The organism is Acrocarpospora phusangensis (assembly GCF_016862995.1).
In the GTDB taxonomy this organism is placed as follows: Bacteria; Actinomycetota; Actinomycetes; order Streptosporangiales; family Streptosporangiaceae; genus Acrocarpospora; species Acrocarpospora phusangensis.
In genome coordinates, this window is the sequence record NZ_BOOA01000001.1 from 118,957 (window position 1) to 143,964 (window position 25,008).

20 protein-coding genes are annotated in these 25,008 nt (G+C 72.4%); 4 read left to right on the forward strand and 16 right to left on the reverse strand.

All coding sequences use genetic code 11. The annotated features are described in order from the left end of the window. Window positions 1–9 precede the first annotated feature (9 nt). Window positions 10–690, reverse strand: a complete 681-nt coding sequence (locus tag Aph01nite_RS00515) for an SDR family oxidoreductase (RefSeq protein ID WP_204038671.1) — start codon at window positions 688–690, stop codon at window positions 10–12. A 115-nt stretch (window positions 691–805) separates the two neighbouring features. Between Aph01nite_RS00515 and Aph01nite_RS00520 the strand changes: the two genes are divergently transcribed. Then, the gene (locus Aph01nite_RS00520) at window positions 806–1,282 is read left to right on the forward strand and encodes a winged helix-turn-helix transcriptional regulator (protein ID WP_204038672.1); all 477 of its coding nucleotides are present in this window, start codon (window positions 806–808) and stop codon (window positions 1,280–1,282) included. Here Aph01nite_RS00520 and Aph01nite_RS00525 read toward each other — a convergent pair. The 9 genes from Aph01nite_RS00525 to Aph01nite_RS00565 form a co-directional block, all read right to left on the reverse strand. Then, on the reverse strand, window positions 1,269–2,333 hold the full coding sequence (locus Aph01nite_RS00525; RefSeq protein ID WP_204038673.1) for an MSMEG_0565 family glycosyltransferase: 1,065 nt from the start codon (window positions 2,331–2,333) through the stop codon (window positions 1,269–1,271). The genes Aph01nite_RS00520 and Aph01nite_RS00525 overlap by 14 nt on opposite strands. Next, window positions 2,330–3,166, reverse strand: a complete 837-nt coding sequence (locus Aph01nite_RS00530; protein ID WP_204038674.1) for a carbon-nitrogen hydrolase family protein — start codon at window positions 3,164–3,166, stop codon at window positions 2,330–2,332. The genes Aph01nite_RS00525 and Aph01nite_RS00530 overlap by 4 nt, the downstream gene beginning before the upstream one ends. A 107-nt stretch (window positions 3,167–3,273) precedes the next feature. Then, on the reverse strand, window positions 3,274–4,113 hold the full coding sequence (locus Aph01nite_RS00535) for a carbon-nitrogen hydrolase family protein (protein WP_204038675.1): 840 nt from the start codon (window positions 4,111–4,113) through the stop codon (window positions 3,274–3,276). Next, on the reverse strand, window positions 4,110–5,678 hold the full coding sequence (locus Aph01nite_RS00540; RefSeq protein WP_239161291.1) for an MSMEG_0567/sll0787 family protein: 1,569 nt from the start codon (window positions 5,676–5,678) through the stop codon (window positions 4,110–4,112). The genes Aph01nite_RS00535 and Aph01nite_RS00540 overlap by 4 nt, the downstream gene beginning before the upstream one ends. A gap of 110 nt (window positions 5,679–5,788) precedes the next feature. Further along, window positions 5,789–6,835: an MSMEG_0568 family radical SAM protein gene (locus tag Aph01nite_RS00545; RefSeq protein WP_204038677.1), complete on the reverse strand. Its 1,047-nt coding sequence runs from the start codon at window positions 6,833–6,835 to the stop codon at window positions 5,789–5,791. A gap of 8 nt (window positions 6,836–6,843) precedes the next feature. Next, window positions 6,844–7,356 carry an MSMEG_0572/Sll0783 family nitrogen starvation response protein gene (locus Aph01nite_RS00550; RefSeq protein ID WP_155334508.1) on the reverse strand — a complete coding sequence of 171 codons (513 nt, stop codon included), beginning with the start codon at window positions 7,354–7,356 and terminating at the stop codon, window positions 6,844–6,846. 11 nt (window positions 7,357–7,367) lie between these two features. Beyond that, the gene (locus Aph01nite_RS00555; protein WP_204038678.1) at window positions 7,368–8,183 is read right to left on the reverse strand and encodes an amidohydrolase family protein; all 816 of its coding nucleotides are present in this window, start codon (window positions 8,181–8,183) and stop codon (window positions 7,368–7,370) included. Beyond that, window positions 8,183–9,454: an MSMEG_0569 family flavin-dependent oxidoreductase gene (locus Aph01nite_RS00560; RefSeq protein ID WP_239161292.1), complete on the reverse strand. Its 1,272-nt coding sequence runs from the start codon at window positions 9,452–9,454 to the stop codon at window positions 8,183–8,185. Before Aph01nite_RS00560 ends, Aph01nite_RS00555 begins: the two co-directional genes overlap by 1 nt. Further along, entirely contained in the window at window positions 9,451–9,717 is a 267-nt protein-coding gene (locus Aph01nite_RS00565; protein ID WP_239161301.1) for an MSMEG_0570 family nitrogen starvation response protein, read from the reverse strand. The genes Aph01nite_RS00560 and Aph01nite_RS00565 overlap by 4 nt, the downstream gene beginning before the upstream one ends. A gap of 239 nt (window positions 9,718–9,956) precedes the next feature. Here Aph01nite_RS00565 and Aph01nite_RS00570 point away from each other — a divergent pair, with 239 nt between their 5' ends. Beyond that, window positions 9,957–11,468, forward strand: coding sequence for an SDR family oxidoreductase (locus Aph01nite_RS00570; protein ID WP_204038680.1), 1,512 nt, complete (start codon window positions 9,957–9,959; stop codon window positions 11,466–11,468). A 168-nt stretch (window positions 11,469–11,636) separates the two neighbouring features. Further along, window positions 11,637–15,869 carry an nSTAND1 domain-containing NTPase gene (locus Aph01nite_RS00575; RefSeq protein ID WP_275418156.1) on the forward strand — a complete coding sequence of 1,411 codons (4,233 nt, stop codon included), beginning with the start codon at window positions 11,637–11,639 and terminating at the stop codon, window positions 15,867–15,869. 3 nt (window positions 15,870–15,872) lie between these two features. Here the strand turns inward: Aph01nite_RS00575 and Aph01nite_RS00580 are convergent, their stop codons facing one another. Together Aph01nite_RS00580 and Aph01nite_RS00585 are read right to left on the reverse strand one after the other, a co-directional pair. After that, window positions 15,873–16,511, reverse strand: coding sequence for a CpaB family protein (locus Aph01nite_RS00580; protein WP_204038682.1), 639 nt, complete (start codon window positions 16,509–16,511; stop codon window positions 15,873–15,875). Between the two features lie 89 nt (window positions 16,512–16,600). Beyond that, window positions 16,601–17,488, reverse strand: coding sequence for a hypothetical protein (locus tag Aph01nite_RS00585; protein WP_204038683.1), 888 nt, complete (start codon window positions 17,486–17,488; stop codon window positions 16,601–16,603). Between the two features lie 515 nt (window positions 17,489–18,003). Between Aph01nite_RS00585 and Aph01nite_RS00590 the strand changes: the two genes are divergently transcribed. Then, on the forward strand, window positions 18,004–18,183 hold the full coding sequence (locus Aph01nite_RS00590; protein WP_204038684.1) for a hypothetical protein: 180 nt from the start codon (window positions 18,004–18,006) through the stop codon (window positions 18,181–18,183). Window positions 18,184–18,241: 58 nt separating this feature from the next. Here the strand turns inward: Aph01nite_RS00590 and Aph01nite_RS00595 are convergent, their stop codons facing one another. The 4 genes from Aph01nite_RS00595 to Aph01nite_RS00610 are packed head-to-tail and all read right to left on the reverse strand — an operon-like array spanning window position 18,242 to window position 25,007. Continuing rightward, the gene (locus Aph01nite_RS00595; RefSeq protein WP_204038685.1) at window positions 18,242–19,573 is read right to left on the reverse strand and encodes a UDP-glucose dehydrogenase family protein; all 1,332 of its coding nucleotides are present in this window, start codon (window positions 19,571–19,573) and stop codon (window positions 18,242–18,244) included. A 38-nt stretch (window positions 19,574–19,611) separates the two neighbouring features. Next, the gene (locus tag Aph01nite_RS00600) at window positions 19,612–20,793 is read right to left on the reverse strand and encodes a NosD domain-containing protein (RefSeq protein ID WP_204038686.1); all 1,182 of its coding nucleotides are present in this window, start codon (window positions 20,791–20,793) and stop codon (window positions 19,612–19,614) included. 3 nt (window positions 20,794–20,796) lie between these two features. Further along, complete coding sequence (locus tag Aph01nite_RS00605) at window positions 20,797–22,731, reverse strand: right-handed parallel beta-helix repeat-containing protein (protein ID WP_204038687.1); 1,935 nt, start codon at window positions 22,729–22,731, stop codon at window positions 20,797–20,799. Further along, a complete protein-coding gene (locus Aph01nite_RS00610) occupies window positions 22,731–25,007 on the reverse strand; it encodes a right-handed parallel beta-helix repeat-containing protein (protein ID WP_204038688.1) in 2,277 nt (758 codons plus the stop codon). Before Aph01nite_RS00610 ends, Aph01nite_RS00605 begins: the two co-directional genes overlap by 1 nt. Window position 25,008: the final 1 nt, after the last annotated feature.

Genomic DNA, 25,008 nt, shown 5'->3' on the forward strand with positions numbered 1-25,008 from the left:
AGGGCGGGCTCACTCCACCGGTTCCGACAGGCCGCGCTTGACCGTGCGGCTGAGGTCGTCGGCGAGGATCTCGGCCGTGCCGGCGGCGATGCCGTCCAGGCCCTGCGCGGCGATCCCGGCCGGGTCCAGCTTGTTCTCCGGGGGGATGAAGGAGGCCATGTCGGTGTCCATGTAGCCGACGTGCAGGCTGGACACGCGGATGCCCTTGGGGGCCAGCTCCTGCCTGAGCAGGTTGGTCAGCGCCCAGCCGGCCGCCTTGCCCGCCACGTACGCCCCGGTCTGCGGCATGGGGAACCAGGAGAGCACGGACAGCACGTTGAGGATCGCGCCGCCGCCGTTCGCCTCGATGACCGGCGCGAACGCGCGGGTGACGTTGAGGGGGCCGAAGTAGTGGGTCTCCATCTCCAGGCGAATGTTGTCCATGTCGCCCTCCAGCACCGAGGTGCGGGTGGACACGCCCGCGTTGTTGATCAGCAGGGTGACGTCGGTGGCGATCCGGGCCGCCGCGGCGACCGACTCGGGGTCGGTGATGTCCAACTGGAGCGGCGTCACGCCCGGCACGTCCACGGCCTCCAGCCGGCGGGCGGTGGCGTAGACCCTGGCCCCGCGCTCGACCAACTGCGTGACGAAGTGCCGTCCGAGCCCCCGGTTACCGCCGGTCACGAGCGCCACGGAGTCTTCGATCTTCATCGGTCTTCCTCTCACCTGCGAGTACGCCGGTCACCGACGCTACGGCCCGGCCTGGCTTTGAACAACCAAGTTAGCACCAAGCTTGGATTAGGCAAGTAAGGGGTAGCCTGGGCGGGTGAGAACGACGACGCTCCGTGCCCTGCAGGACGGCAGCTGCTCGATCCAGCGCAGCCTCGACGTGATCGGGGACCCGTGGACGGTGCTCATCCTGCGGGAGGCGTTCCTGGGCACCACCCGCTTCGGTGACTTCGTCACCGCCATCGGCATCTCCACCGACCTGCTCACCGACCGGCTGGCGACCCTCGTCGAGGCGGGGGTCCTGGAGAAGCGGCCGTACAGCGAGCCCGGGAGACGCTCGCGGTTCGAGTACCTGGTGACCCCCATGGGCGGCGAGCTGCGGGTCGTGCTCGGCGCGCTCCAGCAGTGGGGCGACGCGCACCGGCTGCGGGGCGCGGCCCCGACCATCGTGCGGCGCAGCCGGGCCACGGGTGAGCGGCTGGAGGTGGCCTTCGTCGGCGAGTCCGGCCAGGCGGTGCCGCTCGACGACGTGACGTTCGTGCCGTCGGCCGCACAGGCGGTCAGCGGCGGGTGAGCAGGGCGGCGTAGAGGTCGAGGTGGGCGCGGGCGGCGGCCCGCCAGGTGTGGCGGAAGGCGAGCGCGCGGCCCGCGGCGCGCCGGGCCGGGCCGGGGACGTCGGCGGCCTCGCGGATGGCGGCGGCGAAGGCGGGCACGTCGGCCGCGTACCGGGCGGCGTCCCCGAAGACCTCGCGGAAGACGGGCAGGTCGCGGGTGACCAGGGGCACCCCGGCGGCGAGCGCCTCCATCGCGGCCAGGCCGAAACCCTCCTTGGTGGACGGGAAGGCGAACACGGCGGCCCCGGCGACCAGGCCGGGCAAGGCGTCGTGGGCCACCGGGCCGAGGACCAGCGGGCGGACCCCGAGCTCGGCGGCGCGGGCCTCCCAGGCCGCCCGGTAGTCGCGGTAGTCGAACAGGGTCTCGCCGCCCGCGATCACCAGCCGGCGCCCGGCCGGGTCCAGCGCGTACGCCTCCAGCAGGTCGAGGGAGCCCTTCCGGGGTTCGATCCCGCCCACGGTCAGCACGTACGGGCCGAGGGTCGCGCGCCACGACTCGCCGGAGGCCGCGGCGAACCTGGCCGCCTCGACGCCGTTGGGGATGACCGTGGCCGTGATGCCCCATCCGGCGGCCAGTTCGGCGGCGACCGCGCCGGAGACGCAGACGTGCGCCCACGGCCGTACGATGGCCCGTTCGTGGCAGGCGGCCAGTTCCGGGGTGGTGAACCGGTCGAGGTGGTGGACCGTGCGGACGCAGGGGCCGGCCGCGTTGGCGCTGATGCAGTCCTGGGCGTGCACCAGGTCGTACGCGGCGGGGTCGAAGGCGTCGGCGAGCAGGGCGATCGAGCGCAGCACCCGCGTGCCCAGGGGTTCGCCCTCGACATCGGGGCAGGGCACGATCCTGACCCGCACGCGGGGGTCGACCGGCCGGAAGAAGCCCAGGTCGCCGCCCCGGCCGAGGGACCACACGGTCACCTCCGCGCCCTCCTCGGCCAGGGCCTCGGCGAGCGCGAGCGTGTGCACGACCCCGCCGCGCGGCTTGGTCGAGTACGTGAGCAGCGCGATCCTCATCCGGAACCGGCCCGGTAGCTGGCCGGCCGGCGTTCGGCGATGTGCTTGAGCACCCGGCGGGCGGTGGCGATCTCGGCGGCCACGTCCAGTTCGGCGACCGCCAGGCCGGCCTTGGACCAGGTCCTGGCCAGGATGTCGCCGCCGGGGCCGACCACCTTGGCCTGGCCGAGGAAGCGCATGCCGCCGAGCGCGCCGGTCTGGTTGGAGGAGGCCAGGACGACCTGGTTCTCGGCGGCGCGGGCGCAGTCGTACAGGTCGAAGAGGCGGGACTGGCGGTCCTGGGCCATGCGGGGGGCGCGGTTGGTGATGCTGGTGGGCCAGGCGGACAGGCAGGCGATGATCTCGGCTCCGTCCAGAACCAGGCTGCGGGCCGACTCGGGGAAGGTCTTGTCGTAGTCGATCAGCATGCCGATCCGGCCCACGGGGGTGTCGAACGCGTCGAACCGGTCGCCGGGGTCGTAGGCGGCGGCCTCCCCGGCGGGCAGGTGCACCTTGCGGTGGCGGCCGAGCACGCCGTCGCCGGTCACGCAGACGGCGGCGTTGAAGCGGCGTTCGCCGTCGGCCTCGCGGTAGCCGACGCAGACGACCATGCCGGCCGCCAGTTCGGCGACCTGCTTGAGCAGCGGGTCGTCCGGGGCGAGCGCGGGCGGCAGCGCCTCGGGGTCGGGGTCGCGCAGGTCGGCGAGGTAGCCGCCGAGGGCCGCGTCGGGCAGCACGAGCAGGCCCGCGCCGGCCGTACGCGCGTCGGCGATCAGCTTGGCGATCCGGCGCAGGTCGAACTCCAGGTCGCGGCCGAAGCTCGCGGAGGCGGCGGCGATCCGTACGGTGGCCATGGGTCAGGATCCTCCCGGGAAACCCGCGAAGCCCATGAAGCACATGACGTTTCGGACATCCCGGGCACCCCGAGCGCCCCGGGGACCACGGACGCCCGGCCCGCCGGTCACGCGGCCGTCCACGGCAGGGGTTTCCGGATATAGGTTTCGGGGCGGCGGTCGCGCAGGTGGCCCATGGAGCGGCGGGCGGCGGCGAGCGCGGCCCGCACGTCCAGCTCCGCCACGGCCATCCCGCCCTCCACCGGCGTCGCCGCGAGGATCTCCCCGCCCGGTGCGACGATCTTGGCCCGGCCGACGAAACGCAGGTCCCCGAAGCTGCCCGACTGGTTGGCCGACAGCCAGACCACCTGGTTCTCCAGCGCCCGCGCCTGGTCGAACAGGTCGAACCTGCGCGTCCACCGGTCCTCCGCCAGATCCGGAGCCGGATCCGTACGGCTGGCCGGCCACGCCGACACGCACACCACGATCTCGGCCCCGTCCAGCGCCAGGGCCCGCGCCGCCTCGGGGAACGCCTTGTCGTAGCAGATCAGCATGCCCAGCCTGCCCGCCGGGGTGTCGAAGGCGGCGAACCCGTCCCCGGCCGCGTAGGAGCTGTCCTCCGCGAGCGGCTGGTGCACCTTGCGGTGATGGCCGAGCACGCCGTCGCCGGTCACGCAGACGACGCTGTTGTAGCGCAGGTCGCCGTCCGCCTCGCAGTATCCGGCGCAGACCACCATGTCACCGGCGAGGTCACGCAGCCGCCGCAGTTCGGGGCCGTCGGCGGCGAGCGCGGGCGGCCCCTCCGCGTCGCCCTCCAGGTTGGCCAGGTAGCCGCCGAGGCAGGCCTCCGGCAGGGCCAGGACCTGGACCCCGTTAGCTCTGGCCCGGCCGATCAGGCCCTCGACGCGGGTGAAGCACTCCGCCATGTCCCGGCCGAACGGGGCCGCCACCGCGGCCATCCTGATCATGCGGGTCCCAGGCCGGTGACCGGGCCGGGGAACGCCTCGGTCAGTTCGCCGTCCGGCCAGCGGAGCCGTACGCCGCGGCCTTGGGTCAGCTCGCCGCACTCGGCGCCGGTGGCGGGTCCGGCAGGGAGGGCGGGGGCGCCCGGGGCGTCGGCGGTGAGCATGGCGAAGCCGGGGAAGCAGGTCAGCCAGTCGCCCACGGTGGCGTCCGGGGGGCGGGGCAGGTCGGCCATGTCCAGGACGGCGCCGCAGGAGCCGGCCTCGGCGAGCATGCCGAGGGTGCCGGCGATCCCGGCCATGGACACGTCCTTGGCGGCGGCGGGCCTGGCCGCGCCGACCGCGCCGATCATGGCGCGCAGGTCCGCGGTGGTGCGGGTGGAGGTGGAGTCCCACTGGCGTCCGGTGTAGCCGGGGCGCCAGCGTCCGCCCAGGTCGGCGGTGAGCCGGATCCGGTGGCCGGGACGGCCGCCGCCGCCCGGCACCGGCTGGGCGGCGCGGCCGATGGCGGTCACCGAGAGCGCGGCAGGGACGCCGAGCTGGGTGTGACCGCCGAGCACCGGCACGCCGTACGCCTCGGCGGCGCGGTACAGGCCGGCCAGGACCCGGGCGGCGAAGGAGGCGTCCCTGGCGGCGAGCGCGTCCAGCAGCCCGGACGGGGTCGCGCCCATGGCGGCCAGGTCGTTGACGTTGACCAGCACGGCGCACCACCCGGCCCAGTCGGGGTCGCGTTCCACCATCGACGGCAGGATGGCGTCGCAGCAGGCGACCAGGTCGCTGCCGGGCACGGGCGCGCCGTCGTCGCCCACGAAGCCGCGCCCGCCGGGAGCGAGCCCGCGCAGCAGCGGCCCCAGCGGGGCCTTGGTGTCGGCGGCGGCCGCGATCCTGCCGATCGGCCAGCGCATCAGCACGTGCGGCACGCCCTCCACGCGCACCGGGCGGACCCGGCGCCAGCCGAGGCGGGCGAACAGCGACTCGTGCCTGGCCTGCACGTCGGCCTCGAAGCGCAGCACCCCGGCCTCCTCGGCGTACGCGCAGGCGGCGCGGACCAGGGCCGGGCCGACGCCGGGCGCGCCCCGCTGCCCCGGCGCGACCACCAGCCGCCCGCCGCGCCACCACCCGATGTCGGGCCCGTCGTCGGCGGGTCCCAGCCGGACCCCGCCGAGCACGGTCCCGGCGGGGTCGCGGGCGACCAGCACCACGGTCCGCGGATCGTCGTCGCGGAAGTCCAGGTCACTGTCGGCGAACAGCGCCTGGTCCTCCACGAACACCCGCCGCCGCAGCATGCGGTAGGCGAGCACGGCGCCCCGGTCGGCGGCGGGGCCGATGGTGAACGGCCGCGGCGGCCGGGTGCCACCGCCGCCGAGGATGGCCGGCACGTCCAGCTCGGCCGGCCACGGCTCGGCCAGCCGGCCCTCGACTCCGAGCAGGGTGTCGCAGACCGACCCGGCGAACCGGGTCTGCTTGGTGAGCCTGACGTGAACAGTCGGCCTGGCCGATCTGGACTGCGCGGAGTGCGCCGCATAGACGGAATGCCTGAGCGACGCGGTCAACGCGGTCGGCCCGGTCAACGCGGTCGGCCCGGCTGGGGCGGCTGGGACGTTCAACGCCGTTGGCGCCGGTGGCGTGATTGGAAGTTCCGGCTTTCGTGGGGTGTTGGGCGTGGGGTGCATGGTTTGTGTCACCCGCCTGCCATGGCCAGCGCGCTGCACGCCCCGCAGGCCGCGCACCCCGCCCGCTGCTCGGCCCCCGTCATCCCGGCGGCCTTGAGCAGCACCGCCACCCGCTCCGTGACATCCCTGACGAGCTCCTTGGCGGGGGCGGGAACGCCGTCGCGCCGGGCCAGCGTGCCCGCCATCGGGCGCAGCGGGACCACGAAAGGGTAGACGCCCCGCTCGATCAGCCGGGCCGCGCCCGCGACCAGTTCGCCGGGGTCCTCCCCCAGGCCGACCAGCAGGTACGTGGAGACGCGGTTCCTGCCGAAGACCCGTACCGCCTCGTCCCACGCCGACTCGTACGCCGCCAGGGGCACGCTCGCCTTGCCCGGCATCCACCGCCGCCGGACCTCGTCGTCCAGCGACTCCACGTGGATGCCGATGGCCGCGGCTCCCGCGGCGCGCAGCCGGCCGATCCAGGCCAGGTCGCCGGGCGGCTCGCACTGCACCTGGATGGGCAGCCCGGGCACGGCCGCCAGCACCGCGCGCACGCTCCGCACGAGCACCCGGGCTCCCCGGTCGGGGCCGCTGGTGGTACCCGTGGTCATCACCATCTGGCGCACGCCGTCCAGGCGGACGGCCGCCTCGGCGACCTCGGCCAGCTGCGCCGGGGTCTTGGCGGCGACCGTCGCGCCGGAGCGGAGGGACTCCTCGATGGCGCAGAACCGGCAGCGGTCGGCTTCGCCGTACCGGACGCAGGTCTGGACGACGGTGGTGGCCAGCACGTCGGAGCCGTGCAGCTTGGCGATCTTCTCGTACGGCACGCCGTCGGCGGTGGCCAGGTCGTAGAAGCGCGGGCGCCGTACCGGGCGGATGGCCAGGCCGGTGTCCGTGCCGCCCAGGTAGAGACGCCCTTCGCGGACCACGTACGGACTGTCGGGGTTGAGGGGGATCGCGGCGTTCGCGCCGTCGACCACCAGGTGGCCGTCGTCGCTCGGCCCCGCTCCCCCGGCCCGCCGGACCGGCGCGTCGAGCCGTACGCCGCGGATGGCGACGTCGACCCGGGTTCCCATCCGGTCCATCAGAACATGTACGTCGAGTTGATGATCGCGCCCTTGCGGGCGTAATGGATGAGCGCGTCCTGCACGTCCAGCGGATGCGTCGGGATCACGCCCTCCATCAGGTCCTCCTCGCGGGCGCCGTGCAGGGACAGGCCGAAGCGGCAGCAGAAGACCTTGCCGCCCTCGGCGATGAAGGTCTTGAGCGAGTTGTTGATGTTGTGCTCGCCGGGGAAGGCCGAGTTGCCGGTGGTGGGAAAGCCGCGGGTGGCCAGGCAGTTGAGTGAGCCGGGGCCGTAGAAGTAGATGGCCGACTCGAAGCCTTTGCGGAGCGCGCGGGTGGCCTGGAGGATCGCCACGAAGCTGACGGAGGACTCGTGGGCGATGCCGTGGACGAGGGTGAAGTAGGTCTCGCCGTCCTCGGCCTTGTAGTCGGGGAAGACCTTGGTGTCGCCGTACAGGCTGGAGCCCTCGGGGAGCGACGGGTGCGGGATCTCGGTGAGGCTAGCCTGCTCCAGTTCGGTGAGGTCGGCCATGGGGGTTCTCCTTATCGGTAGAGCTTGTCGAAGGTTTCGTGGAAGACCAGGCGGGACAGCTCGCCGTCGCCGACGGCGGCGCGGAGCCGGGCGTACTCCCCGGGGTGGTCGCCCCAGGGTTCGTCGCTGGCGAACAGCAGCCGGTCGTGGCCGACGCCACGGCGGTCGATCTCCCGGACCAGCCAGCGGGGGGTGAATCCGATGGCCCAGGAGAGGTCGGTGTAGACGCGTTTGCCGGCTTCGATCCAGTCGAAGAACCGGTGCCCGGCGAGTTTGATGTGGCCGCTCGCGCCGCCGCCGAAGTGCACGAGGTGGATGGCCACGCGGTCGCCGTACCAGTCGACGAGGCGGCCGATCTCGTCGATGTCGGAGGCGGCGCCGGGCGAGGTGTGCACGTGGACGACCAGGTCGTGGCGGAGGGCGGTGGCGAAGATCTGGTCCAGCAGGGGACGGCAGGCGGGGTCGCCGGGGTGGCCGCCGAGCAGGAAGCTGAGTTTGAGCGCGCGCACGCCCGGTTCCCCGGCCAGGGCGAGGGCCGCCTCCGTACGGGCCTGGTCGGCGGGCCGCGGCGAGACCCACAGGCCGCACCGGACGCGATCGTCTCGATTGGCCGCCTCCAGGCAGAGCTCGTTGAAGGAGAAGGCGATCTCCGGGTCGGGCACCCCGTAGTTGGGGATGACCAGGGCGCGTTCGGTGCCTTCCGCGTCCATGTCGGCGAGGAGCGCGGCGACGGTGGCGCGGGCGCCGATGTCGGGGTTGACCGGCGGGCCGCCGTAGAAGTGGTGGCTGGGCAGCACGCCGAGGTGGCGGTGGGCGTCGGCGGTCATCACGTCCCCAGCAGTTCGGGGTGGACGAAGTAGGCGGGCTTGGGCTTGGCCGGGGCAGCGGCGGAGGCGATGTGCCTGGCCAGGTGCTCGGCGTCCCTGCCGACGCCGACGAACCGGCCGGAGCCCCAGGTGTGCTGCCAGGGCAGGCCCAGGAAGTAGAGGCCGGGGCAGCGGGTGACGCCGCGCTCGTGCGCCGGGTAGCCGGTGCCGTCGAAGACGGGGACGCGGATCCAGCTGTAGTCGCGCCGGAAGCCGGTGGCCCAGACGATCGCGGCCAGTCCGGCGGCGTCGAGTTCGCCGGGCCCTTCGGGCGGCTGCCAGACCGGGACGTAGCGGGCTTCGGCGGGGGCGTCGACGCCGTTGAGGTCGATGAAGGTGTCGATGGAGTCCTTGACGCTCTCGGAGACCGCGTCGGCGTGGTCCAGGTTGCGGCGCAGGTCGTCGGCGAAGCGCAGGACGCGGCCGGTGACGGAGGCCAGCCGGCCGTACAGGCGCATGCCGTCGCGGGCGAAGGCGCGCAGGTCGATGTCGCGTCCGCCGTCCCGGCCGGTCACGTAGTGGTTGGCGCGGGCCCTGACCGCGTCGGGGTCGTCGAACTCGCTGATCGGCCGGTCGTAGTGGCCCATCAGGTCCAGCCAGGCGACCACGTCCCTGCCACGGTAGCGCCGGGCCACCCGGGGCGCGCCGCCGACCGCCAGGTGCACCGTCCGGCCGGCCAGGTGCAGGTCCTCGGCGATCTGGCAGCCGGACTGGCCGCTGCCGACCACCAGCACCTCCCCGGGCGGCAGCGCCTCCGGACTGCGGTAGTCCGCCGAATGCAGCTGCGGCACCGCGACCCGCTCGCCGATCCGCGGCACGTACGGCGTCTGGTACGGCCCGGTGGCGACCACCACCTGGTCGGCGGTGAGCGTGCCCTGGTCGGTGACGATCGAGAACCGCTCCCCCGCGGTGAGCCGCAGCGCGGTCACGCCCTCCCGCACGGGCGGGGCGAACGAGGCCGCGTACGCCTCCAGGTAGGCCACGATCTCGTCGCGGAGCATGAAGCCGTCCCGGTCCTCCCCCGGGTACGGGAAGCCCGGCAGGCGGCACTGCCAGTTGGGGGTCACCAGGCAGAAGGAGTCCCAGCGCCGGGAGCGCCACTCCTCGCCCAGGCGGCCGCGTTCCAGCACCACGTGGCCGACGCCGCGCCGGGTCAGGCAGTGGCTCATGGACAGTCCCGCCTGACCGGCTCCGATGATGGCCACCGGGTGGTGGGCGCCGTCCAGATTCATTTCTCGAATCCTTCGACGAGCACCTCGCCGGGCTGGCCGGCGGCTTTCTCGGTAATCTCGGTCAGTTGCTGGGCGGCAGCCGTACAGGCGAATCCGTATTTGGCCGCGACCCGTTCGCCCGCGATTCGCAGCGCGTTTTCGCAGCGGTCCACGAAATCGGGCACGGAGTAGGTCTGACCTGGGGTTAGATAGTCTTCGACCACGAGGGAGGGCGAGTAGCAGCGCTGCGTGGAGCCATCCGGCCAGCGCACCCGGAAATACATTTCAGGCACTCGCTCCTCCACCGGAGAATCGGTCCGTGTGCCTAAGATTCCAAATCCGCGCGATTACCGGACGGTTTCATCCGGAATAAAACGCAGTTACCGGGACCATGCCATGTTTCAATCCGCGCGGAAATCTAAACCTGCCCGCAAGCCAAGCATCCGTATAAAACGTGATATATGAGTCTAAATAGGGTGTGGGTGGGTGCAACCGGGCGGCGGGGGGATGCGAAGCTCTGGTTATGGGACATGTGCTGGTGACGGGGGCGACCGGCTACGTGGGCGGGCGTCTGGTGCCCGAACTGATCGGCGCCGGGCATGAGGTGACCTGCGTCGTACGGCGGCCGGAACGGCTGCGGGACGTGCCGTGGGCCGGGCGGGTACGCGTGGCGGTGGGCGACGTGGCCGACGCGGAGGCGATGCGGGAGGCGATGCGCGGAGTCAAGATCGCGTACTACCTGGTGCACTCGATGGCCGCGGGGCCCGAGTTCGAGGAACGGGACCGGCGGGCGGCCACCGGCTTCGCCCAGGCGGCGCAGGACGCCGGAGTGCGGCGGATCGTCTACCTGGGCGGCCTCACCCACGAACGCGGGCGGCTCTCCCCGCACATGGGATCGCGGACCGAGGTCGGGGAGATCTTCCTGGACTCCCCCGTGCCCACCGTCGTCCTCCGCGCCGCGATGATCATCGGTTCCGGCTCCGCGTCCTTCGAGATGCTGCGCCACCTGACCGAGCGGCTGCCGGTGATGACGACGCCGCGCTGGGTGCACACCCCCACCCAGCCGATCGCGATCCGCGACGTGCTGCGCTACCTGGTCGCCTGGGCCACCGTCCCGGAGGAGGTGAACCGCGCCTTCGACATCGGCGGCCCCGACGTGCTCACCTACGGCGACATGATGCGCGGGTACGCCGAGATCTCCGGCCTCCCCCGCCGGGTGATCATCCCGGTGCCGGTGCTCACCCCGGGGCTGTCCAGCCAGTGGGTCGGCCTCGTCACCCCGGTGCCCGCGAGCATCGCGCGGCCCCTGGTGGAGTCCCTCCGCCACGAGGCCGTCTGCGCGGAGCACGATATTTCCACATACGTTCCTGATCCGCCGTACGGGCTGATCGGGTTCGGCCAGTCGGTCCGGCTCGCCCTGCGCCGCATCAAGGAGGCCGACGTCGCCACCCGCTGGTCCTCCGCCTCCACGCCCGGCGCGCCCAGCGACCCGCTGCCCACCGACCCCGACTGGACGGGCGGCAGCCTCTACGTGGACGAGCGCACCCGCGAGGTGGCCGCGCCGCCGGCCGCCGTCTGGCGGGTGATCCAGGAGATCGGCGGCGCGAACGGCTGGTACTCGCTGCCGGTGGCCTGGCGGCTGCGGGGGCTGATCGACCGTTTGATGGGGGGTGTGGGGCTGCGCCGGGGCCGCCGGGATCCGTACCGGCTGCGGGTGGGGGACGTGGTCGACTTCTGGCGGGTGGAGGAGATCGAACCCGGCCGGCTGCTGCGGCTGCGCGCGGAGATGCGGCTGCCCGGCCTCGCCTGGCTCGAACTCTCCGCCGAGCCGGGCGCTTCGCCGGACCGCACGCACTACCGGCAGCGGGCGGTGTTCCACCCGCACGGCCTGCTCGGGCACCTGTACTGGCAGACGATCTCGCCCTTCCACCGCCTGATCTTCGGCCGGATGCCCCGCAACATCGCGCGGACGGCGGAACGGCGGCGGGCGGCCGGCCTGCGCCTCGTGCGATCCAGGACCGGCGCTCCCCGCTGAAGCCGCGCCCGCCAATTCGGGCCGGTGGCGGGCGCGGCGTGCGTCCAGTGTGCGGAGGCGGGCGTGTAACGCGCGTATATGGGCCGTATATCGGCACTTGTCGTGCGTACATTCGAGTCGATAACGTGCGGCGACGTCCCTCGACCCCCTCCTGACCTGGAGACGCCCGTGGAGTTCCGCGTGCTCGGCCCGCTCGCCGTGGAGATCGACGGTGCCGCGCTCCCGCTGCGATCGACCAAGCAGCGGATCCTGCTGGGGGTGCTGCTCAGCCAGGCCAACGTCCCGGTGCCGCCGGCCCAGCTGGCCGAGGCGCTCTGGGACCGCCCGCCCGCCTCCGCCTCCGAGAACCTCCGCCTGTACGTCTACCAGCTGCGCCGCGCCCTCAAGGACGGCGAGCGCATCATCCGCGACGCGTACGGCTACTCGATCCGAGTCGGGCCGGACGAACTGGACGCCCACCGGTTCGACCGGGACGTGACCGCCGCCGGCGCCCTGTCCGCCGACGACCCGGCCGCGGCCCGCGACCTGCTGGCCGGGGCGCTCACCCTCTGGCGCGGCCCCGCGTACGGCGACCTCGCCGAGACGCCCGTGATCAGGCAGGCGGCGCTCCAGCTGGAGGAGACGCGGCTGCGCGCCAACGAGGAGCGCGTGCTGGCCGACCTGAAGCTGGGCCGCCACGCCGACGTCGTCGCCGAGCTGACCGCGCTGTCGGAGGCGCATCCCTACCGGGAGTCGGTGCGCGCGCATCTGATGGTCGCCCTCTACCGGTCCGGCAGGCAGGCGGAGGCACTGGAGGTCTTCCGCCGTACCCGGGCGCTGCTGGCCGAGCAGCTGGGCGTCGAGCCGGGGCCGGAGTTGCGGCGGCTGCACGAGGCGGTGCTGCGGGGGGACCGGCGCCTGGCCGTACCGGATCGGGCCAGGAGGGTCGTGCCGCGCGAGCCGGTGGACGCGGAGCCGCCGTTCCAGGGCATGCGGGCCTTCGAGCCGGAGCAGGAGGAGTGGTTCTTCGGCCGCGCCCACCTGGTCGAGCGGCTGCGCGGGAGGGTGGAGCGGCTGCCGCTGGTCAGCGTGCTGGGCGCGTCGGGCAGCGGCAAGTCGTCGCTGCTGCGGGCCGGGCTGCTCGGCCAGGCCGCCCGCGACCCGCGCTGGCAGGCCATGCTGATGACGCCCTCGGACCGCCCGCTGGAGGCGCTGGCCGGGCAGGTCGCCAAGCTGGCCGGCCTGGACGCCGACCGGCTGCGCGAGGACCTGGCGCGCGACCACTCCCAGCTGGACGTGACCCTCCGCAACGCGCTCGCCGCGAGCCCGCCCGAGACCCGGGCGCTGCTCATCGTGGACCAGTTCGAGGAGGTCTTCACCCTCTGCGCCGACGCCGCGGAACGCGACCGGTTCATCGAGTGCCTGCTGGACGCCGCCCTGGGCGACGACCGGCGCACCACGGTCGTCCTCGGCGTGCGCGCCGACTTCCTGGCCCCCCTGTCCCAGTGCGTGGACCTGGTGGCGGCACTGGAGGACGAGGCCACGCTGCTCGTCGGCCCGCCCGCCCTCACCGACCTGCGGGAGATGATCGTACGGCCCGCCGAACGCGCCGGCCTCACCGTCGACGCCGACCTGCTGGCCACCGTCCTGGCCGACACCGGCAACGGCCCCGGCGCCCTGCCGCTGCTCTCCCACGCCCTCCTGGAAACCTGGCGCAACCGTACGGGCTCCGCCCTGAGCCTGGCCGCCTACCAGGCCGGCGGCGGGGTCCGCGGCGCCATCGCCCAGACCGCCGAACGCGAGTACGGCACGCTCACCGAGCCCGAGCAGCGGGTGGCCCGCCGCGTCTTCGTCCGCCTCACCGCGCTCGGCGAGGGCACCGAGGACACCCGCCGCCCCATGGACCGGGCCGAACTCGACGGCCTCGCCGACCGGGAGCTCGTGGACGGCGTCCTGGACGGCCTGGCCGCCGCCCGCCTGATCGTCCTGGACGGGAACCGGGTCGAGGTCGCCCACGAGGCGCTCATCCGGCACTGGCCCCGGCTGCACCGCTGGCTCACCGACGACCGGGCCGAACTCCTGGCGCACCGGCGGCTGACCGAGGACGCCCGCACCTGGCAGGAGCTCGACCGCGACCCCGGCGTGCTCTACCGGGGGCTGCGGCTGCTCACCGCGAGCGGCTGGGCCGAGGAGAACCCGCAGGAGCTGAACCAGCTCGAAGCCGCGTTCCTGGCGGCCGGGCGGGAGGCCGCCGACGGGGAACGCCTGGCCGCGCAGCGCCGCGCCCGCCACCTCAAACGGCTGGCCGCCGGGCTGGCCGCGATGCTGCTGCTCGCCGTCCTCGGCGGCGTCACCGCCGTACGGCAGGGCGCGGAGGCGCGGCGGCAGCAGCTCATCGAGACCTCCCACCAGCTCGCCCTGAGCTCCCGGCGGCTGCTGGCCACCGACCCCGACCGGGCCGGGCTGCTGGCGGCCGAGGCGTACCGCCTGCGCGCGGACCCGGACACGCGGGGCGCGCTGCTGAGCGCCGCCGCCGCGGCCCGGCGGCGGATCGACCTCAACACCGGCGGCACCCCGATCTTCGGCATCGCGCTCAGCCCCGACGGCAAGCTGCTCGCCTCGGCCGGGCGGGACGGGGGCGTCGGGCTGTGGGACCCCGCGGGCCGTACCCGCCTGGGCACGCTGACCGGCCACGCCGACGGGGTGGACCACTACGTCAGGAGTGTCGCCTTCAGCGGCGACTCCACCCGGCTGGCCTCCGTCGCCAGCGCGGCCGGCATCACCGCCACCCCCGGATCGTTGATCATCTGGGACGTGCCGGGCAAGCGGGCACTGGTCAAGCACGACTATCCGGCGCTGAGCGGCACCCTGGCCTTCAGCGCGGACGGCGCCACCGTGGTCGTCGGCACCGGCGACGGCTTCGAGATCCGCGACCTGCGCGCGGGGAACCGCCGGGAGGTGCGGACCGGCGGCGAGATCATCTCCCTGTCGCTCAGCCCCGACGGCAGGCTGCTGGCCTCCGCCGACGGCAAGGGCGGCCCGGTCCTGTGGGACCCGGCGACCGGCGAGCGCGTCGCCACCGTACCCGCCTCCGAAGCCCACGTGGTCGCCTTCGACGCGGGCACCGGACGGCTCGCGACCAGCACCAACTCCGGCGGCGTGGAGTTCTGGGACGTCGCCGGGGCCGGCGCCGGCGGCAAGCCGCGCCCGCTCGGCGGCATCCCGCCCCAGGAGGCCCTCGCCTGGGTGGTCTCCGAGCCCGTCAACGGCCGCATCGCCATCACCGACGAGTACGGCCGCGTCACCGTCTGGGACACCGCCCGCCACCAGCCGATCACGACCTACCCCGACCGGGGCCGCGCCGAGGCCAGAGCCGCGGCCCTCAGCCGGGACGGCCGGACCCTCGCCACCGCCGGCCTCGGCCGGACCATCGTCATCCGCGACCAGGCCGTGCCGCCCTTCATCGGGCACAGCGGAGCCGTCAACGACATCGAGACAAGCCCCGACGGGCGGCTCGTCGCCACCGCAGGCTCCGACCGGACCGTCCGCCTCTGGGACCAGGACGGCAGGCAGCTGGACGTGCTCGGCGACCACTCCGACCACGTGCAGGCCATCACCTTCGACCCCGCCGGGGACCGGCTCCTCGCCCTCACCCGCGACCACACCATCGTCGTCTGGGACGTCGCCCTCGGGAAACGCGTCACCACCGTCCCGTACGCGGGGCTGGCCTCCTCCACCGACATCACCCACCATCCCGGCGGCTCCGCCGTCGCCACGGCCTCCCAGGGGCGGTTCCGCTGGGACGCCCCCGCCATGACGGAACGGCCGATCCCCGGGGCGCCGTACATCGCCACCACCCTGGAGTACAGCCGCGACGGGAGCCTGCTCGTCTCCGGCAGCCCCGCGGGCAGCGTCCTGGTCTGGGACACCGCGACCGACCAGCGCCTCAAGGACTGGGCCACCGGCCAGGGCGAGGTCCGCGACATCGCCCTCGACCCCGCCGGCACGCTCGTCGCCACCGCCGGGGCCGACCGCACCGTCAAGGTCTGGAACGTCCGCACCGGCGCGGCCATGGCCACCCTGACCAGCCACACCGCCGCCGTCCAGGTCGTCGCCTTCAGCCGGGACGGCCGCACCCTCGCCGCCGCCGGCGAGGACCAGACCATCAGCGTCTGGGACACCGCCACCTGGACCCGCACCGCCACCCTGACCGGCCACGACTCCCCCGTCCGCGCCCTCGCCTTCACCCCCGCCGGCACCCTGGTCTCCGGCGGCGGCGACGGCAAGGTCATCCACTGGTCCCTCTCCCCCGCCACCGCCACCTCCCGCCTCTGCCACGAGATCGGCCACGACCTCACCCCGGCCGACTGGACGCTGTACCTCCCGGCGGAGCCGTACCACCACACCTGCGCCGGGACGTGAGCCCTACCGGACCGACGCGGTCGGGTCCTTGAAGATGACGACTTCGGACTCGGCGAGCAGCGCCGCGTGCCTGCGCGCCGTGCGCTCGTTCATCGCGAGCACCAGGGACCAGTCCGCGCCGGCCCGCGCGGGCTCCGACGCCGACAGGACGACCGCGCGCACTTCGGTGGACGGGCGGCCTCGCTGGACGAGCAGGACCTGGATGAGGTCGCCGCTGCGCAGCGCGCCGCCGAGCACGTCGGCGCGGGAGACATCGAGGCCGACGACGGTGAGCGCGCCACTGATGAGCCGCCGCACGCTGGGCGACACATCGGAGGTGAGAAGCGGTTCGCCTTTCTTGATGGCCTTCAACGTGAGGCGGCCTTCGACGGGGACCGTGGCATAACCCTCGCCGTCCAGGGCCGTGCGCACGTCGATGGTGAGATCGTTCATGTTCAGCTCGTGGTAGGCGGGCAGATCCGCGCCGGCGACGAGGACGGGCACCTGGCGCTCGCTCATCAGCATCCAGACCAGCGCGACGACCACACCCGTGGCGACGAGGAGCAGGATCGCCCCGGAGAACGGTCCTCGGGTGACCCGGGGACGCGGCGACACGGCAACCGACGGATCAGAAAGATCCGGCTCCTCGCCCACCTCATACACGGGTTCACCTACCGACGGCGGCTCGGCGTCTCCGGCCGGGGCACGAGCGGGTCGCCGGCTCGCGGCAGCCGCGTCGTCCGGTGATGACATCACGCGCCACCCGTCCCGGACCGCTCACCGTCGACGAGTCGCACCCGCAGTTCCTCGGCGGCATCGGGTTCGTACCGCCAGTCGAATCTGGTCCCGGTCAGCACGAAATGATCGATCTCCCGCCATCGCGCCCGCTCCTCGGCCAACGTGCCCGGCTGCGGGAACCGGAGCCTTTTCAGGAGTTCGTGCCGATGCACTTCGAACGCGGCCCGGAGGTGGTCGCCGTACTCCGCCGCCGCCGGGATGGCGGAAAGGTATGCCCAGTAGGCGAGGAGGAGACCGAGCGCGAAGCAGAGCAGGGAGATCGGCAGCGACGTCCCGAGGGCCATCGCGACCAAGGGGTTGAGCAGGGCGAACCCGACCAGCCACAGACAGAGCACCAGCAGGAACTCCATGGTGGCGCGGGCGTCTTCGACGTCCTCCGCCGTCTCCCGGGGCAGGATCTTGTGCAGACGCGGCCAGATCATGATCAGGCTGATGCCGTACCGCCGGAGCGGGTAGAACTCGGCCGCGCGCAGCACGTTGCCGAGGCGGGTCGGCAACACGGCGGTGGACGGATAGGCCCAGTAGCGCAACTCGGTCGCGCTCACCGCATGGGATCCGTGCTCCTCGTGGGTGGTCAGCTCCGCCAGTCTGGCCCGGTGCCACCGGACTCCCACGCCTTCGAGCCAGGGCAGCCGCGCCAGCGGATATCCCTCGAAAAGCCTGATGATGCTCCTCCACTGACTGGCGATGATCGCCGCGCCGAACCAGCAGAAGGTGAAATACCCGACGACAGTCACGATCTTCAGCGTGAACGACCGGCCTTCCCAGCCGGTCAGCGCCGTTTCCAGCAAATCCCCCTGCAGTACGGAAGGAGTGACCGTCACCGGAAGGAAAAGCAACATGGGAAGAAACGCATTGCGCAGAAAGCGCCGCTCGAGGACCGATGTGGCCCGGTCGAGCAGACTGTCGATCATAGGTAGGAGTATCTCAGGACTTGTAGGCGATGGCCCCGATTCGGTGCGTCCGGGCAGCTGGGCTGGAACAGGTACCAGCCTGACGACTCCCACGGGCACTCCGGACAGCTCAGCTGAACCCTCACCTGCACGCGCTGATGACCGCGGGGACACATCGTGCCAGGAACCCTGCGGGCGACGACCTTGCCGCACGGGCATGCCTCATAACAGCGGCGCCCGTCCCCATCAGGCGGAACATTCCCGGACAGTCGCGAACTACCAGGGCTCATCGCCTCCCCCTCTAAGGGCAGAGAACCCGGTCAGCGAAAACCACACTCGATGCGAACTTTGAGCGCCCGTCGCGCACCTGTCAACGACCGGCCGACAACACCGTTTTCGTCAATCGAATGATGCGGCAATAGTCGCCACTCATAATGCGGTCGTTTATGTGTTAAACGTGAAGCATGCCAGGGGACGTCGACTACGCCGCACTGCTCCGAAGCCTCGGCTCGGCCAAACGGCACTTTCATGCCCCGGCCGCCGTCGCGCCGAGGCTGCCGCCCACCGGCTGGTTCGATCGGGCCCTCGTGGGCGAGGAACTCTTCGTCGACGCGGCGCTGATACTCGGCGAATGGCCCGCCTGAACGGCGAGGACCCCGCACCGTGGGGCGGTGCGGGGTCCTGGGTGTCAGGGCGGGGGCGTCACGGGGAGCCGAGGGCGCGGTACTCCCAGCCGGCGGCGCGCCAGACTTCGGCGTCGAGGGCGTGGCGGCCGTCGACGATGCGGCGGTGTTTGACGACCGCGGCCAGGGCGGAGGGCTGGACCTCGCGGAACTCGGCCCACTCGGTGAGGAGGACGACCACGTCGGCGTCCTGGGCGACGTCCAGGGCGCTGGTGCCGTAGCGGAGCTCGGGGTAGGCGCGGCGGGCGTTGTCGAGGGCGGCCGGGTCGTACACGCGGACGTTGGCGCCGAGGCCGTGCATGGTACGGGCGACGTCCAGGGCGGGGGCGTCCCGGATGTCGTCGGAGTTGGGCTTGAAGGCGGCGCCCAGGCAGGCCACCCGCTTGCCGTCGAGCTGGCCGCCGAGCAGCTCCCTGACCAGGTCGATGGTGCGGGAGCGGCGGCGGCGGTTGATGGCGTCGACCTCGCGGAGGAAGGAGACGGCCTGGCCGACGCCGATCTCCTCGGCGCGGTGCGCGAAGGCGCGGATGTCCTTGGGCAGGCAGCCGCCGCCGAAGCCGAGGCCGGGCTGGAGGAACCGGCCGCCGATGCGGTCGTCGTAGGCGAGGGCCTTGGCCAGGTCGCGTACGTCGGCGCCGGTGGCCTCGCAGACCTCCGCCATCGCGTTGATGTAGGAGATCTTGGTGGCCAGGAACGAGTTGGCGGCCACCTTGACCAGCTCCGCGGTGGCCAGGTCGGTGACCACGATGGGCGTGCCCAGGTCCAGGATCGGCTGGAAGGAGGCGGTCAGCTGGTCGCGCGCCCAGTCGGAGGCCACGCCGAACACGAGCCGGTCGGGGCGCAGCGTGTCGTCGACCGCGAAGCCTTCACGCAGGAACTCGGGGTTCCAGGCCAGCTCGACCTCGTCCCCGGCGGGGGCGAGTTCGCGCAGCATGCCGGTCAGCCGCTCGGCGGTGCCGACGGGGACGGTCGACTTGCCGACGACCAGGCTGCGCCGGGTCAGGTACGGGGCCAGGCCGCGGATGGCGGCGTCCACGTAGCTCAGGTCGCAGGCGTCCGAACCGGGCTGCTGCGGCGTGCCCACGCAGACGAAGTGCACGTCGCCGTGGGCGGCGGCCTCCTCGAAGGAGGTGGTGAAGCGGAGCCGGCCCGACTCCATGGTCTTGGCCAGCAGTTCGGGCAGCCCTGGCTCGAAGAACGGCACCTCGCCGGACTGCAACTTCTTGATCTTGTTCGCGTCCACGTCGAGGCCGAGCACGTCGTATCCCAGCGAGGCCATGCATACCGCGTGCGTCGCCCCGAGGTAGCCGGTCCCGATGACTGTAAGCCGGGGGAGTACGGCTTCGCTCATGTCAGTGATTTCCTTTCGAGTGTCGTCGAGCTCGGTGCTCAGGAACAGCTGCCCTTTTTGACCAGCGGGCCGCCGGTCACCTTGTTGTCGCAGGCGATCGTGTTGCCGCCCACGGTGTCGTTGATGCCGAATCCGCCGGAGTTGCCGAGGTCGATGATGTTGGCGCGGAACACGTTGCCGACGCCCCAGCCGTCCACGATCTTGTGGGTCTGGAAACCGTCCGCGTTGGTGTTGCTGCCGCTGTTGCGCTCGATCACGTAGTCGTTGCCCTTGACGTCCACCCAGGAGTCGTTGTGCTTGGAGCCGCCGAGGACGGAGCCGTCGAAGATGTTGCCGACGATCCGGCCGCCGGTGGTGCCCTCCTTGATGTCGATCGCCTCGGCGGTGGCCCTGATGACGTTGCCGCGTACGAGGTTGCGGTCGCTGCGGTCCATCTGCCCGCCGGAGAAGGTGGCCCAGTTGCTCTCCGCGGTGCCGAGGTAGACGCCTTCGCCGAACTTCTCCCTGCGCAGCCCGGTGGCGTACACCATGCAGTACTGCACGACGTTGTCGCTGCTGAAGTTGCGCAGGTGGATGGCCTCGTCGCCGATGTGGTGCACGGTGAGGCCCTGGATGATCGAGTGGTTGGTCTTGTCCGCCATCACGCCCTTCTGGCTGTTGCGGACGGAGAAGCCGATGAGCCGCCAGTGGTCGACTCCGTTGAGGTGGAAGGCGTAGCCCTTCTTGACGCCGCCGCCGTCGATGATCGCCTCGGCGGTGCCGCAGACGAAGATCGGGTCATCCTTGGTGCCGGGGGTGGTGGCGACGAACTTGCCCAGGTAGACGCCGGGCTCCAGGTGGATGACCGTGCCGGGCTCGGCCGCCGCCAGCGCCTCGGTGAGGCCGGCGGAGTCGCTGACGGTGACCGTGGCGTCCGGGCACTCGATCATTCCGTCGCCGGTGGGGACGGCGATGGCGGGCGGCTCCTGCAGGGGGGTGAACTCGACCACGTCGTCGTCCTCCTTCTCATCCTCCACCTGCAAATCAGGCGTTTCCTGTTGTTCTTGGGACGTTTGGGAGGAGTCGCTCGTTCCATCATTTAGCGGACGAACATCCTCAACCCGCATGGTCGGGTCGCCGGATCCGCCGAAAAGCCCGCGGACGATGACCACGACGATCACCGTGATGATCGCCCCGGCCAGCATCCCGCTCAGCGTTTTGCGGTCGATGTCCAGGCGCATGCCTTAGCTCCTCCCGGCCGGGGTCTTGCCGGCGACGGTCTCCAGGACCCGCGACGGCCGTTCCTCCAGCAGTGACTGCCTCTCATAGGGGTGGACGAACTGACGGCCGACCCGCGGTCCGTCGTTGCGCAGCGCCCGCAGTGCGGAGATCACGATCAGGGCGATCACCCCGAACCAGATCAGGTTCATCGGCTTGGCGACGCGCCTGACCATGGTCCAGAACCCGGCCGTGTTCTGCCAGCCGTCCATGTTGTTGCCCGAGACGGCGCTGGCGCCGGTCGCGCGCACGGTGTCGATCGCGCTGCGGCCCGCCCCGCCCAGGGTGTTGCCTGTGATCTTGGTGCCGGTGGCGTCGCCGAGCAGCGAGATCGCGTGCAGCGAGGCCGACTGGACCGTGTTGCCGGAGATGGTCGCCTCGGCGTCCCTGAGGTAGATCGCGGTCTGCGTGCCTCGCACGATGTTCCCGCTGATCCGGGCCGCCCGGACGCCGTCCCGCAACGCGATCCCCTGGCTGCGCTGGTCGGTGAGCCGGTTTCCGGACACCTGTACCCCGGTGGCGTCCTCACTCACCACGATGCCCATCTCGCCGCCGATGACCTCGCTGGTCTGCACGGACAGCTTGAGACCGCCCTTGATCTCCACGCCGTAGCGGCCGTTGTCCCGCGCCGTGCTGCTGATCACCGAGCTGCCGCCGAAGCTGCGCAGCGACTCCCCCGACGCCGACGGGCCCCGGGCCAGCGGCAGGCCGCTGATGGTGAAGCCGTTGCCGCCGTTGCGCTCGGCGAAGGAGCCGGTGATCGTGACGTTCTGGGTGCCGCGCGACAGGACGAACCCGTCGCCCCGGCTGTTGCGCACGGTGGTGTTCTCGATCGAGGCGTTGCGCGCGAACCGGTGCAGCAGCACGCCGTGCACCAGGCTGCCGGTGACGGTGACGTTGGTCAGCCGGGTCTCGTTGGAGGCCGTGATGAAGATGCCGTACGCGTTGCCGGTGATCGTGGTGTCGGTGATGTCGCCGGTCACCAGGTTGGCCTCCGGCAGCTGGTAGGCCACCTTCCGGCCGCCCGTGCCGTCGTTGATCTCGATCTCGTCGTCACCGCCGCCGCTCGGCGCGTACCTGCCGTTGGGCAGGAGCACCAGGCGCCGGCCGGTCTGATCGGGCGACGCGGTCGGGGTGGCGGACGGTGTCGCCCCGGGCGAGGCCTGCCCGACGGGCGCGATCACCCGCTCCGCGTTCCTGGTCGGCCGGTCGCTGCCGGTCAGCGCGACGCCGCCGGTGGGGCCGCTCCAGAAGCCGAGGTGCTCGACCACCGCGTAGCTCATCTTGAGCTCGCCGCCGACCGCCCGCAGGTAGGCCCGGCCGTCGGCCACCTTGGTGTCCGCCGTCCTGGTGTGGGAGTCCCAGCTGGTCAGCCGTACGGGGTTCTGCGCGGAGCCGTTGATCCGGATGCTCGCGCCGAAGCCCACGATGGAGACGAAGGAGCCCGGCTCGCTGCGCATGCGGATCACCAGCGGGCCCGTCGCGTTCTGGAGCACCAGCTTGGCGCCCGGACCGGCGAACACGTTGATGCTGAGCACGTACGAGCCGTCCTCCTGCTTCTGGAACTGCTCCAGCCCCAGCTTCTCCAGATCCGCCACCCGGTACGGCTCCCGCCGCTGCGGCAGCACCAGCGTCTGCCCGTTGGCCGAACTGGAGATGTGCGGCACCCGCACCCGCGCGGCGGCGGGCCCGCCCCGGGCCAGCGCCGAGGTGAGCGTGGCCCGGGTCTCCATGATCCGCAGGTCCTCCTGGTCGACCAGGGTGGACTGCTGCTGCGCCTCCGCCGCCGGCACCTCGTTGACGCCCGGCGTGGGCGGCGGGCGCTCGATCCAGGAGAGGTAGGCCCAGGTGCCGGCCGCCGTCAGCGCCATCACCAGGATGGTCAGGAGTTTGCGGCTCATCAGCTGCCCCCTGCCGTGGGAGTGGATCCGGCGTGCATCGGCACCGACGGGTGCAGGTGCCGGTTGGCGTGCCCGTTGGTGACGTGCCGCTCCATCGGAGAGGGCGTCGCGTGGCGGAGCAGCATGATCGGCTTCTCCTCCAGCCACTTCTGGTGCTCGTACGGATCGCGGATCCCGGCCCGGCGGCGCTGCCGCTCCATGATCCCGCGCGACCGGATGGCCGAGACGACCACCAGCAGGAAGACGCCGGCCCAGATCACGTTCATCGGCTTCACGTACCGCTTGGCCTGCACCCAGAACGTCGAGGTGTCAACCCACTTGTCCTCGTCGTTGTTGTGCTTGTTCACCCGGTCCGCGGCCCGGGAGACGCTGACCGCGCTGGTGCCCGAGCCGATCAGGGTGTTGCGGGTGATCTCGGAGTCGCCGGCGTCGCCGACCACGGTGATGCCGTGGGACTTCGGCGTGCGCAGCGTCGTGATCTTGTTTCCGACCACCATGCCGTCGGCGTCGCGCAGGTAGATGCCGGTGGGGGCGCCCCTGATGGTGTTGCCGGCCACGTGCGCGTCGGTCGTGCCGTCGCGGAGCGCGATCGCCTGGCGGCGCTGGTTGGTGAGCTTGTTGCCGGAGATCTGCACCCCGCTGGCGCCCTCCCGGACCACGATGCCCATGTCGCCGCCGATGACCTCGCTGGTCTGCACGGCCAGGCGGCTGCCGCCGAGCACCTCGATGCCGTACCGGCCGTTGTCGCGGGCGACGCTGTTGTTGACGGAGCTGTCGCCGTACACGGCCAGGGACTCGCCGCTCGCGGACGGGCCGATGGCGAGGGCGCGGCCGTTCAGGGTGAAGCCGTTGCGGCCGTTCCGCTCGGCCACGCAGTCGGTGACCCGGACCTTCTCGGTGGCCCGGGACAGCACGAAGCCGTCACCGCCGCTGTTGATCACCTTGGTCGACTCGATCGTGGCGTTCTTGGCGAACCGGTGCATGAAGACGCCGTGCACCACGCTGTCCACGATCATGTTGTCGACGATCTTCGTCTGGTTGGAGCCGGAGACGAACAGCCCGTACGCGTCGCCGGTGATGCGGCTGTTGGTGATCGACCCGGACACGAGCTCGTCGCCGAGCAGGTGGGAGGCGGTGCCGGGGCCGATCGGGATGGTCTCCACGTCGCCGTAGCTGCCGCTGCCCCGCGAGGGGGTCCGGGAGAGCCGGTCCGCCTTGTCCTGGTGGCGCTGCGACTTGGTCCTGTGCCGGTACGCGCTGGCCGGCCGCTCGGTGCCGGTGAGCGCGATCCCGCCGGTACGGCCGCTCCAGAAGCCCAGGTGGGAGACGTTGGCGTACTCCATCTTGAACTCGCCGCCGACCGCGCGGATGTAGGCGCGGCCGTCGGCCGTGGAACGGTCCGGCTGGTTCGTCGTCACGTCCCAGCTGGTGATCTGTACGAGCTTGCCCGGGGCGCCCTTGATCTCGATGCCGCCGCCGAACGCGATGATGGAGCTGAACGAGCCGGGCAGGCTGCCCATGCGCAGCGTCAGGGGTCCGCGCAGCTGGAGCTTGGCGCCGTCGGCGACGAAGACGTGCACGCCGAGCAGGTAGGAGCCGTCCTTCATCCGGCGGACGTAGCGGCCCTTCTCGACGGCCATCAGGTCGCGCAGCGTGTACGGGGCCGTGGTGTTGCGCGCGGGCAGCACCAGCGTGCGGCCGTGCGAGGAGACGAAGACCTGGGGCTGCTTGCGCGTGGCGGCCTCGATGCCGCCGGTCTGGAGCAGGGCGGTGAGGGCCGCCCTGGTCTGCACGAGCCGCTGGTCCTCCATGTCCACCAGCGCGGCCTGCGTCTCGGCGTCCTCCGCGGAGACCGTGAAGCTCGGGTCGAAGGGGTCCGCGGACCCGCCGGACTCAGCGGCCAAGGTCGGCTCGGCGGACAGGGTCGGCTCGGGGGACAGGACGGGCACTGGGGGCGAGATGGACTTGGCCGACGGGGTGGACTTGGCCGTCGGGCTCGGCTTGACCAACGGAGTGGACCTGGCCGACGGGGTGGACTTGGGCGACGGGCTCGGCTTGGCCGACGGGGTGGACTTGGGCGACGGGCTCGGTTCGGCCGACGGGCTCGGCTCGGGCGACGGGGTGGGTTCGGGGAACGCGGTGGGTCCGGCGGGCTCGACAGGGCTGCCGGCGTTCTCGGCCAGTAAGGCGGGCGAGGCCGCGGCGGGAGCCGCGCTCAGGCACAACACCAGTCCCGCGACCGAGATCGCGGCGTGCCATGTGGCGGTACGCGCCATC